Source organism: Bacillus sp. Hm123, assembly GCF_051842975.2.
In the GTDB taxonomy this organism is placed as follows: domain Bacteria; phylum Bacillota; class Bacilli; order Bacillales; family Domibacillaceae; genus Bacillus_CE.
Window position 1 is genome coordinate 2,913,439 of sequence record NZ_CM200277.1, and the last position, 15,736, is coordinate 2,929,174.

At 40.2% G+C, this 15,736-nt stretch carries 15 protein-coding genes; 7 read left to right on the forward strand and 8 right to left on the reverse strand.

What is annotated here, in order from left to right:
* The first annotated feature begins 62 nt into the window (after positions 1 to 62).
* From ACSVDJ_RS15350 to ACSVDJ_RS15380, 7 genes are all read left to right on the forward strand, one after another.
* Complete coding sequence (locus ACSVDJ_RS15350; protein ID WP_439166981.1) at positions 63 to 911, forward strand: DUF4097 family beta strand repeat-containing protein; 849 nt, start codon at positions 63 to 65, stop codon at positions 909 to 911.
* A 28-nt stretch (positions 912 to 939) separates the two neighbouring features.
* Entirely contained in the window at positions 940 to 1,779 is an 840-nt protein-coding gene (gene liaG / locus ACSVDJ_RS15355; RefSeq protein WP_439166983.1) for a LiaG family protein, read from the forward strand.
* Positions 1,780 to 1,947: 168 nt separating this feature from the next.
* Entirely contained in the window at positions 1,948 to 2,655 is a 708-nt protein-coding gene (locus ACSVDJ_RS15360) for a lantibiotic protection ABC transporter ATP-binding protein (protein WP_439167882.1), read from the forward strand.
* A gap of 1 nt (position 2,656) precedes the next feature.
* The gene (locus ACSVDJ_RS15365; protein ID WP_439166985.1) at positions 2,657 to 3,385 is read left to right on the forward strand and encodes a lantibiotic immunity ABC transporter MutE/EpiE family permease subunit; all 729 of its coding nucleotides are present in this window, start codon (positions 2,657 to 2,659) and stop codon (positions 3,383 to 3,385) included.
* Between the two features lie 9 nt (positions 3,386 to 3,394).
* Complete coding sequence (locus ACSVDJ_RS15370) at positions 3,395 to 4,144, forward strand: lantibiotic immunity ABC transporter MutG family permease subunit (RefSeq protein ID WP_518619287.1); 750 nt, start codon at positions 3,395 to 3,397, stop codon at positions 4,142 to 4,144.
* A 28-nt stretch (positions 4,145 to 4,172) separates the two neighbouring features.
* On the forward strand, positions 4,173 to 4,835 hold the full coding sequence (locus ACSVDJ_RS15375; RefSeq protein WP_439166989.1) for a response regulator transcription factor: 663 nt from the start codon (positions 4,173 to 4,175) through the stop codon (positions 4,833 to 4,835).
* Complete coding sequence (locus ACSVDJ_RS15380; RefSeq protein WP_439166990.1) at positions 4,823 to 6,205, forward strand: sensor histidine kinase; 1,383 nt, start codon at positions 4,823 to 4,825, stop codon at positions 6,203 to 6,205. Before ACSVDJ_RS15375 ends, ACSVDJ_RS15380 begins: the two co-directional genes overlap by 13 nt.
* A 372-nt stretch (positions 6,206 to 6,577) precedes the next feature.
* On the opposite strand, the gene ACSVDJ_RS15385 is transcribed toward ACSVDJ_RS15380, so the two are convergent.
* The 8 genes from ACSVDJ_RS15385 to ACSVDJ_RS15420 form a co-directional block, all read right to left on the reverse strand.
* Positions 6,578 to 6,844 (reverse strand): hypothetical protein, encoded by a 267-nt coding sequence (locus ACSVDJ_RS15385; protein ID WP_439166992.1) that lies wholly within the window; start codon positions 6,842 to 6,844, stop codon positions 6,578 to 6,580.
* Between the two features lie 172 nt (positions 6,845 to 7,016).
* The gene (locus tag ACSVDJ_RS15390; protein ID WP_439166993.1) at positions 7,017 to 7,925 is read right to left on the reverse strand and encodes a glycine betaine ABC transporter substrate-binding protein; all 909 of its coding nucleotides are present in this window, start codon (positions 7,923 to 7,925) and stop codon (positions 7,017 to 7,019) included.
* A complete protein-coding gene (locus tag ACSVDJ_RS15395; RefSeq protein ID WP_439166994.1) occupies positions 7,922 to 8,770 on the reverse strand; it encodes an ABC transporter permease in 849 nt (282 codons plus the stop codon). The genes ACSVDJ_RS15390 and ACSVDJ_RS15395 overlap by 4 nt, the downstream gene beginning before the upstream one ends.
* Complete coding sequence (locus ACSVDJ_RS15400; protein ID WP_439166996.1) at positions 8,771 to 10,015, reverse strand: quaternary amine ABC transporter ATP-binding protein; 1,245 nt, start codon at positions 10,013 to 10,015, stop codon at positions 8,771 to 8,773. It lies immediately after the preceding gene.
* 350 nt (positions 10,016 to 10,365) lie between these two features.
* Positions 10,366 to 12,435 carry a bifunctional diguanylate cyclase/phosphodiesterase gene (locus ACSVDJ_RS15405; protein ID WP_439166998.1) on the reverse strand — a complete coding sequence of 690 codons (2,070 nt, stop codon included), beginning with the start codon at positions 12,433 to 12,435 and terminating at the stop codon, positions 10,366 to 10,368.
* A gap of 163 nt (positions 12,436 to 12,598) precedes the next feature.
* Entirely contained in the window at positions 12,599 to 13,390 is a 792-nt protein-coding gene (locus tag ACSVDJ_RS15410) for a YitT family protein (protein ID WP_439167884.1), read from the reverse strand.
* A gap of 117 nt (positions 13,391 to 13,507) precedes the next feature.
* Positions 13,508 to 13,819: a hypothetical protein gene (locus ACSVDJ_RS15415; RefSeq protein ID WP_439167001.1), complete on the reverse strand. Its 312-nt coding sequence runs from the start codon at positions 13,817 to 13,819 to the stop codon at positions 13,508 to 13,510.
* 189 nt (positions 13,820 to 14,008) lie between these two features.
* On the reverse strand, positions 14,009 to 15,709 hold the full coding sequence (locus tag ACSVDJ_RS15420) for a DUF262 domain-containing protein (RefSeq protein ID WP_439167003.1): 1,701 nt from the start codon (positions 15,707 to 15,709) through the stop codon (positions 14,009 to 14,011).
* Positions 15,710 to 15,736: the final 27 nt, after the last annotated feature.

Genomic DNA, 15,736 nt, shown 5'->3' on the forward strand with positions numbered 1-15,736 from the left:
TGGAAAATCCAATAAAATAGCATTATAGATTAGGAGGAAAAAACAGAAGTGAGGGAAAAATAGTGAAAAATATTATTGCCTTTATTCTTGTCATCTTAGCGTTCGGTGTAGCTTTTTATATCTTCAATGAAACGAGGGGATCGACAGCACGCAGCGCCGATATAACAAAAGACATTAATAAAATTGAATTAAACATGGAAGGTAGCGATACAACCGTCATCGCCGAAAAACGCGAGAATGTGAAAGCGGATCTTGAAGGAAAAGGAAAGCTCTCCGTTCGCGAAAATGGAAATACGATTGAAGTAGAAGTAAAACAGAAATGGTATCAATCATTTTTATCTTTCGGAAAATCAGCGACAGCCACCGTGTATATTCCGAAAGATTACGACCGCGACATGGAATTCAATATCGACGCTGGAAATTTAGTATTTTCAGGTGCATCTGAAGCAAATCCGATGAAGCTCGATACAGTGAATACGGAGATGAATGCGGCAAATGTGGAGTTCAGTCATTTAAACACCGCTCAATGGGTGTTAGAGGTTTCTGCAGGCAAATTAACGATTGATTCGTTAACAACGAAGGAAGGCAGCTTTAATGTCAGTGCAGCTGATGTAACACTTACTCGTTACACAGGTCCTCTTGAAGGAGATTTGGCTGTTGGAAATATGGAGATTGAAATGGAAAAGCTCGCTGGAGATGTCCGCTTTGATGTAAACGTTGGAAGCGTTGCGCTTGACCTCCCTGACAAAGCCGATTTTTCATTAAAAGGCCGGTCGGAATTGGGCGATATTTCCTGTGACTTCCCTCTACAAGATCAAGAGAGTCGCAACGGAAATATTTCCGGGAAACATGGCTCTGGGAAATATCAAATGGACGTGTCAGTAGCAGCTGGCGAGATGGAAATTTATTAATGGCAAACGTAAAGCAAGGAGGAAAACTATGAGAAATTTTTTCGTTATTCTCATCATCGTTTTAGCATTAGGGACAGCATTTTTGATAAAAAGAGACCAATCGGCGGGAACTCGTGCTGATGTGACTGATCGGATTGATACGATTGAGTTAAATATCGACAGCAGTGATACAACGATCATTGCGGAAAAGCGAGATGATGTGCAAGCTGAGCTTGATGGTAAAGGCACGCTCTCCGTCCAAAAAAATGGCGATACAATTGAAGTAGAAGTGAAGCGCAAATGGTACCAGTGGTTTTCATTCTTTGGGGAATCAGACGTCACCGTATATATTCCGAAAGATTATGAACGCCATCTCGATCTCAACATCGGCTCTGGGAATTTAACCTTCTCAGGTGAATCTAAATCGAAGCCGATGAAGCTAGACAGAATGAACATCGATATGAGTTCAGGCCATATAAAGCTAGCCAATTTAGAAACGACAGAATTTGAACATGACGGTTCCTCCGGGAAATTAACGATTGATTCCCTAACAACAAAAGAAGGTAGCTTTGACATGAGCTCAGGTGATGTAGTGCTCAAGAACTACGTCGGCCCAATTGAAGGCGATCTTTCTTCTGGAGATATGCGCGTAGAAATGGAAAAAATATCCAGCGATGTCCACTTTGATTTAAGTTCTGGAAGCGTCAAGCTCGACCTTCCCGATCAAGCAGACTTTACGTTAAAAGGAGAAGCAAGCAGCGGCAACATTTCCTGTGACTTTCCGTTAAAAGATCAGAAGATGGATGATGGAAATATTGCTGGAAAACACGGTTCTGGAAAGTATAAAGTTGATGTGTCCATATCAAGTGGAAATGTGGATATTTATTAATAAAGAGGCTGGGACAAAACTAGCTGATATTCAAGAAAAAAGGGAAATCGATGCTGCTCGATTTCCCTTTTTTCTTGTTTGACCAAGTCATTCTATTTTCTTTACCCTAATCCTTATAAAATCCTTATAATTATTTTCTACACTATAATCATCGAAAGGAAGATGATTATGGAAGATATTATTTTACAAACAGAAAATCTTAGTAAAAGCTTTAAGGGGCAAAAAATTGTAGAAGATCTGTCGTTAACGATACCCCGTAATACAGTATACGGTTTACTAGGCCCTAACGGTGCAGGGAAATCAACAACGTTAAAAATGATAACAGGGATGCTGCGTCCAAATGCAGGAAAAATATTTTTCAATGGTCATGAATGGAATCGTCATGATTTAAAAGACATTGGTCTATTAATTGAAACACCACCGCTTTATGAAAATTTAACGGCAAGAGAAAATCTCAAAGTTCGAACGATTGCCCTCGGATTGCCACAATCACGAATTGATGAAGTATTAAGAATTGTTGACTTGACCAATACAGGAAAAAAGCGAGCAGGACAGTTTTCATTAGGGATGAAACAACGCCTTGGAATAGCTATTGCGCTATTAAATTATCCAAAGCTTTTAATTCTTGATGAGCCAACAAATGGTCTTGATCCAATCGGCATTCAAGAGCTTAGAACACTAATTCGATCTTTTCCAGAGCAAGGTATTACCGTCATTTTATCTAGCCATATACTTTCAGAGGTAGAACAGGTCGTTGATGAAATTGGCATTATTGCAGGAGGTAAATTAGGTTATCAGGGAGTTGCTCCGCAAGGTCAGGAACTAGAATCATTATTTATGCAGGTAGTGTCTGCTAATAGAAAGGTAAGCATGTAACATGATTTTAATTATGAAGGCTGAAAGATTAAAATGGAAAAAGACTTTTATTACTAAATTAGTTTGGCTAGCCCCCATTGTGGCGATATTACTAACTGCAGTATTGATGGGAGGAAGCTTTTTTCAAAGTGGCGCTTATAATTGGTGGTATGCAATGCTCCTGCCGGGTGCACTGACGATATGTTGTGCATTAGTTGTGGAAAAAGATGCTAAACTGAAATATCATAGTATTCTTGCACTGCCTATTGATCTTAAAAGAATATGGTTAGGTAAAATACTTGCATGTAGTACTTGGTTGTTATTAACTACACTTATTTTCTTTGCAGGTATTACTACTGGTGGAATGCTTTTTGGCAATAGCTTTTCTTTCACCAATAGTCTTTTTGGTAGTTTATTGATTTTCTTAACATTTTTATGGCAAATTCCACTTTGTCTATTCCTTGCGGCAAAATTAGGAACTTATATGGCCATTTTAATAAATTTAGTTGGCAATATTGCTGGTGTGGTTGCACTATCAGATGGAGAGTTTTGGTATAGCGTTCCTTATGCCATTACACCAAGACTAATTTGTCCAACATTAGAGATTTTACCAAATGGTCTGCCAGTGCCTGAAGGAAGCCCATTATTAAGCATGTCGGTTATCGTTCCGGGTATATTAATTGCTTTAGCGTGGTTTGCATTAATTAGTTACTTTACTGCACGTTGGTTTCAGAAAAGAGAGGCGAAATAGTATATGGTAATGTTAAGATTACTTAGAGCCGAGTTCCTTAAAATTAAAAGAACACCATTTTTACTAATTCATTTCCTTGTACCCATTATTATTTCTGGGCTGTTTTTAGCATACTACACATATTCTCCATGGTATTTCACTGAGAAAGTATCAGTTTATTTTCAGGTTCTCGCATGTGGGTTTCCAACTATAATTGGATTAGTTTGTGCAATGGCCTCGGAGCAAGAAGCAACAGCAGGACATTTTCAAGAGATGCTAACAGCCTCTAAAATAAAAATAATGGCCTTTTTAAGCAAGCTACTACTCTTATTATTGTTTAGTTTTGGGGCAATATTATTGTCCATAGGTATTTTTAGTGTTGGTTTTATTAAGCTTTTACATGAAGATACCTTTAGTTTCTATTTTTATTTAACAGCTGGAAGTATTCTGTTTGCAAGCTATGCATTTTTATATATTTTACATTTTTTTGTGAGTCTTCAATTTGATAAAGGTGCCTCAATCGGATTAGGTATTGTAGGATCACTAATAGTAGCCCTACTACTCACTGGATTAGGTGATGGTATTTGGTCATTTATACCTTATGGTTGGGGTGGTCACTTTGTTTCATTATGGGCAATGAAGGCGTCAGGGCTTGACCTATCAACGGTGGAAATAGGACTACAGGAAGGTATTATTGCTTCAGTTTGCGGAACTTTACTCGCATTAGCCATATCTTGTTTATGGTTTTGGAAATGGGAAGGAAGAAAGTCTGATAATTAGGGTATGAAGAAATGATGAGGGTAGAAATATGGCAAAAATATTAGTAGTAGATGATGAAAAAGATATTTTAGTATTGATCAAAAATGCATTACTAAAAGACGAACATTTAGTGACGGCAGTCTCTGATGCTACGGAAGTAAGTAAAACGGATCTTGGTGCCTTCAATTTAATTTTATTGGATGTGATGATGCCGGAAATTGATGGATTTACTTTATGTGGCCAAATACGTCATGCGGTAGATTGTCCAATCCTTTTTTTAACGGCTAAATCATTGGAGGAGGATCTAATGTATGGTCTAGGTCTTGGCGCAGATGATTATATTATCAAGCCGTTTGGAATTGGAGAGCTACGCGCAAGAGTGAATGCACATTTGAGACGTGAAAAAAGAGAAAGACGTAGTACCCTTTTTGTAGATAAAATTCACTTTGATCTATCTGGCAAAGAGCTGTTTGTAAATGAGGAGAAGGTAATGCTGACAAAAAGCGAATATGAAATATGCGAATTTCTCGCTCGAAATCGAGGACAGGTGTTTTCTAAAGAAAAGATTTATGAAACCATTTTTGGGTTTGATGGGAAGAGTGACAGTACTGCTATTACGGAGCATATTAAAAATATTCGTTCAAAGCTACATTCCTTTAATATTGACGCCATTGATACTGTTTGGGGGATTGGATATAAATGGAGAAAGTGAAGCCTGCTAGAGGAACACGACTACACACTTTTTTTCTTCGATATCTCCTTTTCCTAAGTTTAGGCGTCATTCTGTTACTTGTACTACTGATTTGTTTAATATCTTTTGCTATTTCTACCAACATCGTATTACCAGCAAATTATGCAGAAACTCAAATTTCATTATCAAGGGATCGTATTGCGTCTAGTAGTTCGGTTACAGCTGATATTATCCCAGACCTTGTTGATTACGCAGTCTTCTCTAAAGAAGGTAAACTTCTTGCAGGAAGTCTTTCAGAGAAGGAAGCCTTTAAAGCTTGGGATGCAATGAAAAAAGAAACTCAAGGTACCACCCAATTCTACTCGTTTATAGAGCGAGAAAATGAGATTTGTATATTACGGTATTATATATTGCCACAGTACCGTTCGGCTATTATGAGAAAATATTTACCTAACCCACAACTGTTAGGGATTCTATTATTTATTATAGGGGTTATAACTCTAGTAACTGTCCTTGCGATCCATTTTGGAAGAAAGCTTAAGAAAAACATGTTTGGTTTGCAGGAAGCAATTGAAAAAATACAAAATCAAAATTTGGATTTTACGATAAACCCTTCAGGAATCCGTGAAATAGATGAAATATCGATTTCTCTTGAGCAGATGAAAGAGGCCTTAAACAATTCGTTAAAACAGCAATGGGAAATAGAGCAGACCCGTAGAGAACAAATTTCTGCTCTTGCTCATGATCTAAAAACACCACTTACAATTATTCGGGGGAATGCAGATCTTTTACAGGATACTGTTCAAGATGATATACAAAGAGAATATAATGACTATATTTTGAAAAATACAATAAAAATAGAAAAATTCACGAAAGAGCTGATTGATTTATCGAAAATGGAGAAAAATATCGTTCGTGAAAAAACGAATGTTAAAACGGATGTATTTATGACAGAAGTAGAGCATCAAATGAGAGCTCTTTCGTTGAAAAAAAATCTTCACGTAGATGTCCAAAAAGAAATGCTTCCTGCACGTATATTTATCGATGAAGAGCAGTTCTATCGTGCAATTTTAAATGTCATTGCCAATGCTGTAGAGCACGCCCCTGAAAATGGAAAGGTGATATTAACTGTTCAAGGTACTGCTGATGTTATTCAATTTACCGTTATCGATAGCGGCTGTGGATTTTCTCCGAGGGATTTAAATGAGGCTACCAAACAGTTTTATCGCGGAGATCCAAGCAGAAATGCAGGAAATCATCATGGGATGGGACTTTATATTGCCCAATCAATTGTTAAGAATCATGGTGGAACACTGCTAATTGACAATGATTTATCAGTTGATGGAGGAAAAGTGACCATAACAATCCCAATCAATTTCGCCTTGGCGTAATTGTATACTTATTTTTTGATATTGAACAATATAAAGTGAAACTTCAATCAGTGGGGGTTTTCTTCATCCCCCACTGATTAAAAGAGGAACAAAGGCTAAAACCGCAACGTCCTGTTGCAACACCTTTGTAACCTGCATCCTGCAGGCCCGAACGGATCGGGCGTTTACGGGCTGTTGATCTCCCGCCTACATGTCTGCGCTTTTTCTGCCCTGTTAAGGTGGGAGTCTTACAGCCCGTTAATGCGGGATAAAAGAAAAAGGGGACTGGGACAAACAGTTCACATCAAAAAAGCGCGAGAAATCAAATGTTGATTTCTCGCGCTTTTTAAGGCTTTGAACAGTTTTGTCCCAGCCTCTTTCGTCCGCTATTCTTCATTTCACCTTTTTCAACATTAACACATCCGCTTTCGTTTCGATCATTTCTTCTGTCAAAACGGTGAATTTCGCATCGACTTTATCGATTTTGTTTTCTACGACGATTAATCTTTCTTCTGCTTTGTCCATTTTGTTTTCTATAATTGTTAACCTTGCTTCTATTGCATCGATTTTTTTCGTCAATCGTTGCTCCATGGCTTTCATTTGATCGGATAGCTCCATAATTGCTTGTAGGATGGCGGCTGTGTCGATGGATGGGCTCATGCTTTAATTAATTCCTCCTTCTCTGTTTCAATGATATCTATGTTGACAACGTCTAAATGGCTAGTTTCAATTTCCTCTTTATTATAACACGCTTTTACATGAAACCACGAGAACGAACGTTCGTTTTAAACTAACAAATAAAGGGAATGCTAGTGCACTCCCTTCGCTTCCATTATTCTTTTAGATCCTCAATCGAATCGATGTCCATGTAAGTAGGAACGGTTAGACCGATTTTGACGTTTTCCATGCTTACGCCGATGTCTTCAAATTTGCCTTCGTATTTTTCCATATATGTTTTGTGGGTAACTGGTAGCCACGCGGAAAGCATCGCATCCGCACTGCCATCCGCGACCGCTGTCCACATCGGCCCCGCTTCTACTTGCGTCAGCTTCACTTTATAGCCAACGTCTTCTAATACTTTTTTCATGACGTGATGACTAGCCATTGCGCTATCCCAAGCGACATAAACGAATTCGATTTCATCGCCTTTTACCTTCTCGACACCTTTCGTCCATGCGTCCACTTTATCTTGATTCGCTTCTACCCATTTAACGGCCGCCTCTTCTGGTTTGTCACCTTTTTGAATATCGACCATGACCGCTCCCATATCGGCATCTTCCCATTTAAATTGCTGAAGCACTTGATAAGCTTCTGGCATGTCGTCTTTCAACCCGACCCGGCCAATCGAATGAATCTCTTCCGCTCCGCCATATGAGCCTTTAGGGTCGTCTAAATATTTCAAATCGTATTCAGAAAACATCCAGTGTGGATTCCAGCCTGTCACAATGATCGGCTCTTGTTTGTCATATGCTTTTTTCAAGGCCGCTGTCATCGCCGCACTAGAACCTGATATAACACTCCAATCATCTAACTCATAATCTTTAATTGCGCGATCCGTCGCTTCCATAATGCCAGCTCCTGGATCAATGCCGGTAATTTTATAATCTAGGCTTTCACCGACACTAGCCGTGTTCCCACTATTTTCACTATTGCCATCTTTCACTTCCGTCTCACTATTACATCCCGCAAGCCCCATCGCCAAAATAGCTACACTACTAAAACCGATTATTTTTTTAATCAAGATACTTTGCTCCCTTCATTTTGCTTGCCAATATCTTGTGTCATTCGATCTAAGGCAATGGCTAAAATTACGATCGCAATTCCCGCCTCAAAGCCGATCCCAATTTTCAGCTGAGTAACTGCTCGATACACTTCCTCTCCTAGCCCCGGTGCTCCGACCATCGAAGCGATCACGACCATTGAAAGCGCGAGCATAATGCTTTGATTAATCCCCGCCATGATCGTTGGCATCGCCAGTGGAAGCTGCACTTTCATTAAACGCTGACTCGTCGTCGAGCCAAATGCTTCCGTCGCTTCAATTAAATCATTCGGCACTTGACGAATCCCTAAGATCGTTAACCGAATCGTCGGTGGCATCGCAAAAATGACCGAGGCGACAACACCTGGAACCACTCCAATGTTAAAGAAAAAGATCGCCGGTAATAAATAAACAAAGGCCGGCATCGTTTGCATAAAGTCTAATAGCGGAGTAACGATTCTCCTTACACTGTCTTTTTGTGAGGCTAAAATCCCGACTGGAATGCCCACAACAACAGAAATGATAACGGACGTTAAGACGAGAGCCAACGTTTGCAGCATCGCATCCCAATAGCCTAAATAATCAATAATAAGAAAACCGATAATAGAGAATATTGCGATATTTCTACTTGAAACAAACCAAGCAATCCCCCCGATGATTAAAGTAAGAAGAAGCGCTGGCACAGCACCAAACCCCATGACCATTCCTTCGACCATTTGTTCAAGCCCATTGGAAATCCCTTCAAATAAGCCGCCGAATTGACTAACGAGCCAATCAACCAACTCGTCAATCCAATCTGCTAACGGTATTCTCGGTAATTCACTCATTTAATCCACCTTCTTTAATCCGTCTGTCTTATATTCATCTAGATCGTTAATATACACATCATTTCCGGCCAATGCGCCGATTAAAGCCCCTTGAATCACAATTCCTTGCAGGCGATGAGCGTCATCGACAACGGCGATTGGAATAGACGACATCGATACTAAATGAAATAAATCAACTAAGCGTGTTTCTGGTGCGACCGTTGAAATTTCTCGACTGAGCACTTGTTCGAGCGTTTTCCCTGTTTCTACCGCTTCTTTCGCTGCTTGAGCCGTAACCGCTCCTAATAAATGATTTTGTTTATCGACGACATAGATAGAGGAAATTTTAAAATTTTTCATTAACGTCAGAGCCACTCTTGCTCCTTTATCGATTTGAACGGTTTCCGCTGGCTTCATAATATGTGCGGCTGTGAATACTTTCGATAGATCGACATCCTCCACAAACTTCTCCACATACTCATTCGATGGGTTCATTAAGATTTCTTCCGGCGTGCCGATTTGTACCACTTGCCCATCCTTCATTAACGCAATGCGATCACCAATTCGGAGCGCTTCGTCTAAATCGTGGGTAATAAAAATAATCGTTTTCCCCATCGAATCATGCAATTGAAGCAACTCGTTCTGCATGTCCTTGCGGATGAGCGGATCTAAGGCACTGAAGGCTTCATCCATCAGTAAAATATCTGGCTCATTCGCAAGTGCACGCGCAAGTCCGACCCTTTGCTGCATCCCTCCACTCAGCTGCTTCGGATATTGTGCTTCATATCCTTCTAAGCCAACGAGCTTCAGCGCTTCTTTCGCTTTTTGCTGTCTCGTCGCTTTCTCCACCCCTTGAATCTCCAAGCCGTATTCCGTGTTACTAAGAACCGTACGATGCGGAAACAGCGCAAAATTTTGAAACACCATCCCCATCTTTTGCCTTCGTACTTGACGCAATTGCTCTTTGTTCATCTTCATCACATCTTGCCCATCAATTAGAATCTGGCCTGTCGATGGCTCAATCAATCGATTCAACAAACGAACGAGCGTCGACTTCCCACTTCCGGAAAGCCCCATAATCACGAAAATCTCTCCATCATAAATATCAAAGTTCGCCTGATTGACCCCGACTGTTGCACCTGTTGCTTTCAAAATCTCCTGCTTCGACTTGCCATTTTGCAAAAGTTGTGTCGCTTTTTTCACATGTTTTCCAAACACTTTCGTCACATGCTTCACTTCCACTTTCTTCACCTTTGCTTCATTCATCCTCTCACCTCTCATTGCCTTTTTTGTCAATACTATTTTATTGTAATAAACTTCATCGTTTGGACACAAACAGCGTAAAACGTGATCTCCGCTTTATACACTTTGTAAAGTTAAAGCTTTATGAACAAAACAGCACCTATTCTTACAATTGATTGAATTTTCTCTATTTTTCTGCGTTTCCCTCTTGGTAATTGAAGATGAAACGAATACTCTCCACCGCTAAGTATGTTTCCTGATTATACGTGAAGAAAATTTTCTGAATCTAAAATAGCGCTCGACAGAATCCAACAAAAACCAGGGAGTGACAGGCACCTAGAACAAGCCGCTCCTTAAAAAGGAGCGGCTTGTTTTTAATCGACAAAACTCGGGGAGTGACAGGCACTTGTCGAAGAAGAAGAAGAATACCACTCGACGACGTCATGGGCTTTCAATGGCTTGGAGTAGTAGTAGCCTTGAATGACGGGCGAGTTGCATGTAGTTGTTAAGTAGTCGACTTGTTCTTTCGTTTCTACGCCTTCTATGACGACTTTAAGTTTCAGTGATTCTCCTAGTGAGATAATCGATTGGATGATCGCCGAACCTTTCTCCGACTGAGGCACACCATCGACAAAGGATTTATCAATCTTCAACGTAGAGATCGGGATTTTCTTTAAATAAGAGAGCGAGGAGACCCCTGTACCAAAATCATCTAACGCTACACCGAAGCCTTTTTCTCGAAATTGATTGACCGCTTCAATCGCCCCATCAATCGTTTTCACAAAGCTCGTTTCAGTAATTTCGAGCTCTAAATATTTCGGATCGATCCCGTAAAACTCCATTCGATCCACAACATTATGTAACAGTCGTGGAGAGGTGACATAATTACCTGGAATATTAATCGCCACTAACCAATCATGTTCCTTGTTCGTTTGCCACGCTTGGAGCTGCTGGCATACTTGATCAATAATCCAATCCGTCACATCCATCATCTTATTATTCTTTTCTAAAATCGGGATAAAAACTGCTGGTGAAAGAAATCCGTGCTCTGGATGCTCCCAGCGAAGCAACGCCTCGACACCAATCATTTTCTTTAACGATGTTGATACTTTCGGCTGATAGACGATATACATCTCATTTTCCGCCATTGCTCGCTCCACATCATCAAGCAGCGATTGAGCAAACGATTGGGTGTGCACAACAGGATTATAATGAATGATTTCATGCTGAAATTGAATCGTTGGATGGTCTAAAACCGCCATTACACGCGTATGTAAATCCGTCGCCTGCTCACCCACACCAATAGTTGAAAGCGCACAAACCGTTTGTAGCTTCACCTGTTGCTCTTTCACGAGGAGCGGCTGTTTCAAAAGCTCCGCTGTCTTCTCCATCGCCTCTTCTAACACATGACTTCCTTTCACCCCGCGCGACACATAAGCAAACCGATGTCCATCTAACCGATACAAATCCACTAAAGCTGGCTTTGTCGACTTCAGCAAGCGGCTCGTCTCTTTAATCACCTCATCGACAAACGTATATCCATGCGCTCGATTCAATGACTCTAAATCGTGCAAATGCCACACTGCTAACGCATCATAAGTAAGATTCTCTACATTTTTCTCAAATAGACGGCGATTCGGCAATTTCGTTAACGAATCAAAGTAACGCAGTTGATGAGCTACATAACGATCTAACACACTCGACACTAGAAACAAACCGAATAACACTACCATGCTTACAGCGACACTTTTAGCCAAAAAGAGCTCATCCATCGAATGAGCCATGCCTTCCATTAACGGCTGATCGATCGGCACATAAAAGGTCACCGCAGTCATCCCCGTGAAATGCATACTCGACACAGCTATTCCTAACATACATCCAATCGCTACTCGAACGAAAAAACGCTCAGATTGATGCTGCAAAATAGAAAACACATACAAGGCAACACAAGAAACGACTATCGCAATCACAACAGAAAGAGCAAATAATCCAAAATGATAACTATAAATCACTCCGTCCATTTTCATCGCGGCCATGCCGACATAATGCATAGTAGAAATCCCGATTCCCATCACAAGACCTGCAACCAAATAAGAAGTCTTCGTACGCCTTGAACGGCTAGAAAAATAAAAAGCAAGAAAAGAAGCAATCATCGCAGGAATGATCGAAAGAAACGTGAGTGAACGATCATAGTGCATATCAACAGGTAAGGACAACGCACTCATTCCCACAAAATGCATCGACCAAATTCCTATTCCCATTGAAATCGCCGCAAACGTCAACCACAACTTTTGATGAAAAAAGCTACTCTTACGCGAGCGCTCATTCATACTTAATGCCGTATAAGCGGCTGCCCACGCAACTGCAATCGAAAGAATAACGATGGGGGTCGAATACTCCCCTTGAAGAACTTCATATTGAGCTAAAGAAGGCGCTGAAAACATATTTCTCCTCTCTTTTTCGACAAAATTCGGGGAGTGACAGGCACCCCTTTTATGCCATTCTACCCTGTTTCATGTTTTATCGACAATATGAATGTGGAATATGTCGAAACTTTTTTCTTTTTTATAGGAAAATAGCCCTTCCCGTTAGGAAAAGGCTATCGAACTATCCTCGGTGGAAAGACCCAAACACTTCCACCGTCTCTGTTACGTTAATAAACGCATCGGGATCGGCCTCATGAATCATTTGCCTCACGTTACTTAACTGATAACGCGTAATCACCGTCATCAACACCGCACGCTCGTCACCCGAATACGCACCAACACCCGGCATCACCGTCACCCCGCGATATACATTCGAAAGCAGCTTATCCTTCACCGCTTCCCCTTTCGCCGTCACAATTGTCACCGTCAGCTTAATATGGTTCGTATGGATCGCATCGACCACTTTCCCCGTCGCATAAATCGCCAACATCGTATACAACGCCGCATCCCAAGTAAAAATAAATCCAGACGCCGCCACAACAATTCCATTCATCGCCGACAACAACGCACCAAGCGGAAAGTCCTTCTTCTTCGTCAACAACATCGCAATAATATCAAATCCACCGGACGACCCCGACGCCCGAAAAATCAAACCAATCCCAAGCCCCGTCAACACACCGCCAAACAACGAAGACAACACCGGCTCCGTTGACACCTGATAAATCGGAATCACATACAAACTCAAAGAAATCATCACAACCGAAAAAATCGTATAATAAATAAACTGCTTCCCAAGCTTTCTCACACCAAGCAACAACAAAGGAAGATTCAATAAAAAATTAATCACACCCGTATTCAAAGGCGTGACCAACCCAAACATAATCGCAATCCCACTCAACCCACTACTCAAAATCTCATGCGGAATCAAGAAGAAATTATAAGCAAACCCCACAATAGCCGAACCAATCGCCATTACCAATAAGTTCAAACGCCTTTCCCCCTTCACACATATACCGTTTATTTTGTTCATTATAAGGGAAAGACAACCTCTCAAGTAAAATTAAGTTTTTTCTGAAATATTGGATAACACCTACACAAACATCCTCTCTAGCATCTCAAACACCGGCCAATTCTTCACCCAAACGAACAACCTCACAAAATGAAACGGCTCCACCAACACAACAAGCAGCAACACCCCAAAGCAAATCGCTACCGCCAGCCACTTCAACCAACCAACATCCCCATTCCGAAATGCCCCAACACTCACCAACATCCCAGCCCCCAAAAACACCAACCCAAGCGCAAACACATACTCCACAAAATTCTCAAGCACAAACGACACCCCAACAAACATCGCCCCAATCAACGAAAAAACAAATGAAGACAAACTGTAGATTTGCATGACGGCTCCTTTCTCACCTTCTCATATAATTTCTAGTAGAGTTTCTGTTTTATAGTTTAGGAGTTGCTTTACTACCTCATTGATGTGCATCGGTTCTTTTCTCCTTTTTCTTGATTATACTAATTTTATGTAAAAAAAGAGCCACCTCTACGGGATAATCGTAAGGTGGCGAGTAAATAGGAACACTTCTTACACAAAATACAATTTCATCAATTGATCAGCTAATTGTTGATGACGAGCTTGACACTCTTCTATTGTCCATTGTGGATAACTCTTCAATTCTTTTGTTAACTCAAAATCGGTAATTCCATTAGAGAAATATTTCTGCAATTTAATGTGAAACTCTCTATTATTAGCAGAAGCATTCTTTTTACGACTTAATAAAACAAGATTACCTAATCGATGCGTCCATATTTTTCTTTGTTCGTCTGAAAATCCTCTCTTCCAGTCGCTATCGTCTGATGGTTTTTGCGGTAAAATATGCTCTACACTAATGATACCTGTGTAGGATTTTTTCACATTTATGTTTTCGCTAAGAGCCATATCTAAACGAAGCAATAAGTATTTAGCGTATTTTTTCTTGTATAATTCGCTAGAATCAATATTATATTGAAACGCCTCTTGATCTAATTGAGTTTGAAAAATATCGGCTCGATACACTTTCTCTACTGTCTCAGCTTGTTCGATGACTTGAATCATTTTCACCGTTTCTATGACTCTAGCCGTTGGCGTGATGCCTTTCACCCAGCTAACAACATTTTTTCGCTCCAACACTTTTAAGAAAGCATAGGCTTCCCCATCGTTTGAAAACTTTTGACAGAAGCTAATGAAGACTGGAATCCAATCGGAAAATGGGATAAAGTCACGCATTAACGTCAACAGCCCATAGTACTTCGCCCCAATCTCCTTATCAGCTGTTGGAATATCCGCATTTAAAATTTTCTCTCGATAAATATTGGCAAAACGGAGTAAGTATTCAATAAATTTTTGACCTTTGAATTCAGGATGTTTATCAAAAACCTTCTCCGTATATTCTTCTTGAATCGTTTTTCTCGCTTTTTCTTTGACAAAAATCAAACGAATAAAGCCAAGTAACTTCTCTAATTCTTCTCGCCCAAGTTCCTCTTCCATGGACTCCCATAGATTTTGGTAATGTGGGCGTTCTAATTCATTGATGGCTCCTAAGTTCGTACTTTTTAATAAATCGGCATTTGTTAATGGCATCCCACGGTCATTTAAAATAGAAAACAAGCGAAAAGCTGATGTAAATGTGCCTGTTTTTACATAAACAAACATACACTTGTTTAGAACAAATTGAATCATTTGCTTCAGAAATTCTTCTTTTAATAGCCCATCCTCATAAAATTTTCCACGGAATAATTCGATTGCTTCAATCATTCGTTCTTGTGATTCAGTTAAATCCGTCTCACTAACAGGCAGATTCGTTCCCTCTTCTTCTAAAATATATTTCTTAAAAAAAGCAAAATCCCGATCTCTTACACGCAAGCGCACCGTTTCCGGCTTATCTTCATACGGATCTGCTTCCTGATAAATCTTTGATTGTAACGTCACCTTCGCACGCGAATCCGTCACTAAATCACGCATCACCGCTATTAAGATCGTCAAAGTCGTTAAACGCTGTTGACCATCTACTACATCATAAACACCACTCTCATCACTCTTTTGAGACATCACTTGTAAAATAACGCTCCCTAGAAAATAACTCTCTTCTTTATAGGCGAGCGCCTCTTGAATATCCTCAAACAATTGATTTTGTTGATCTTTTTCCCAAGAATATTGCCGTTGATATCCCGGGATTTGAAAAGCAAATTTGGAACCAAATAAATCTTTAAACAGTATCTCTTTTGCTGCAATTTTCGTATCAATCATTAAATCGATTAAACCTCCTATGCTACC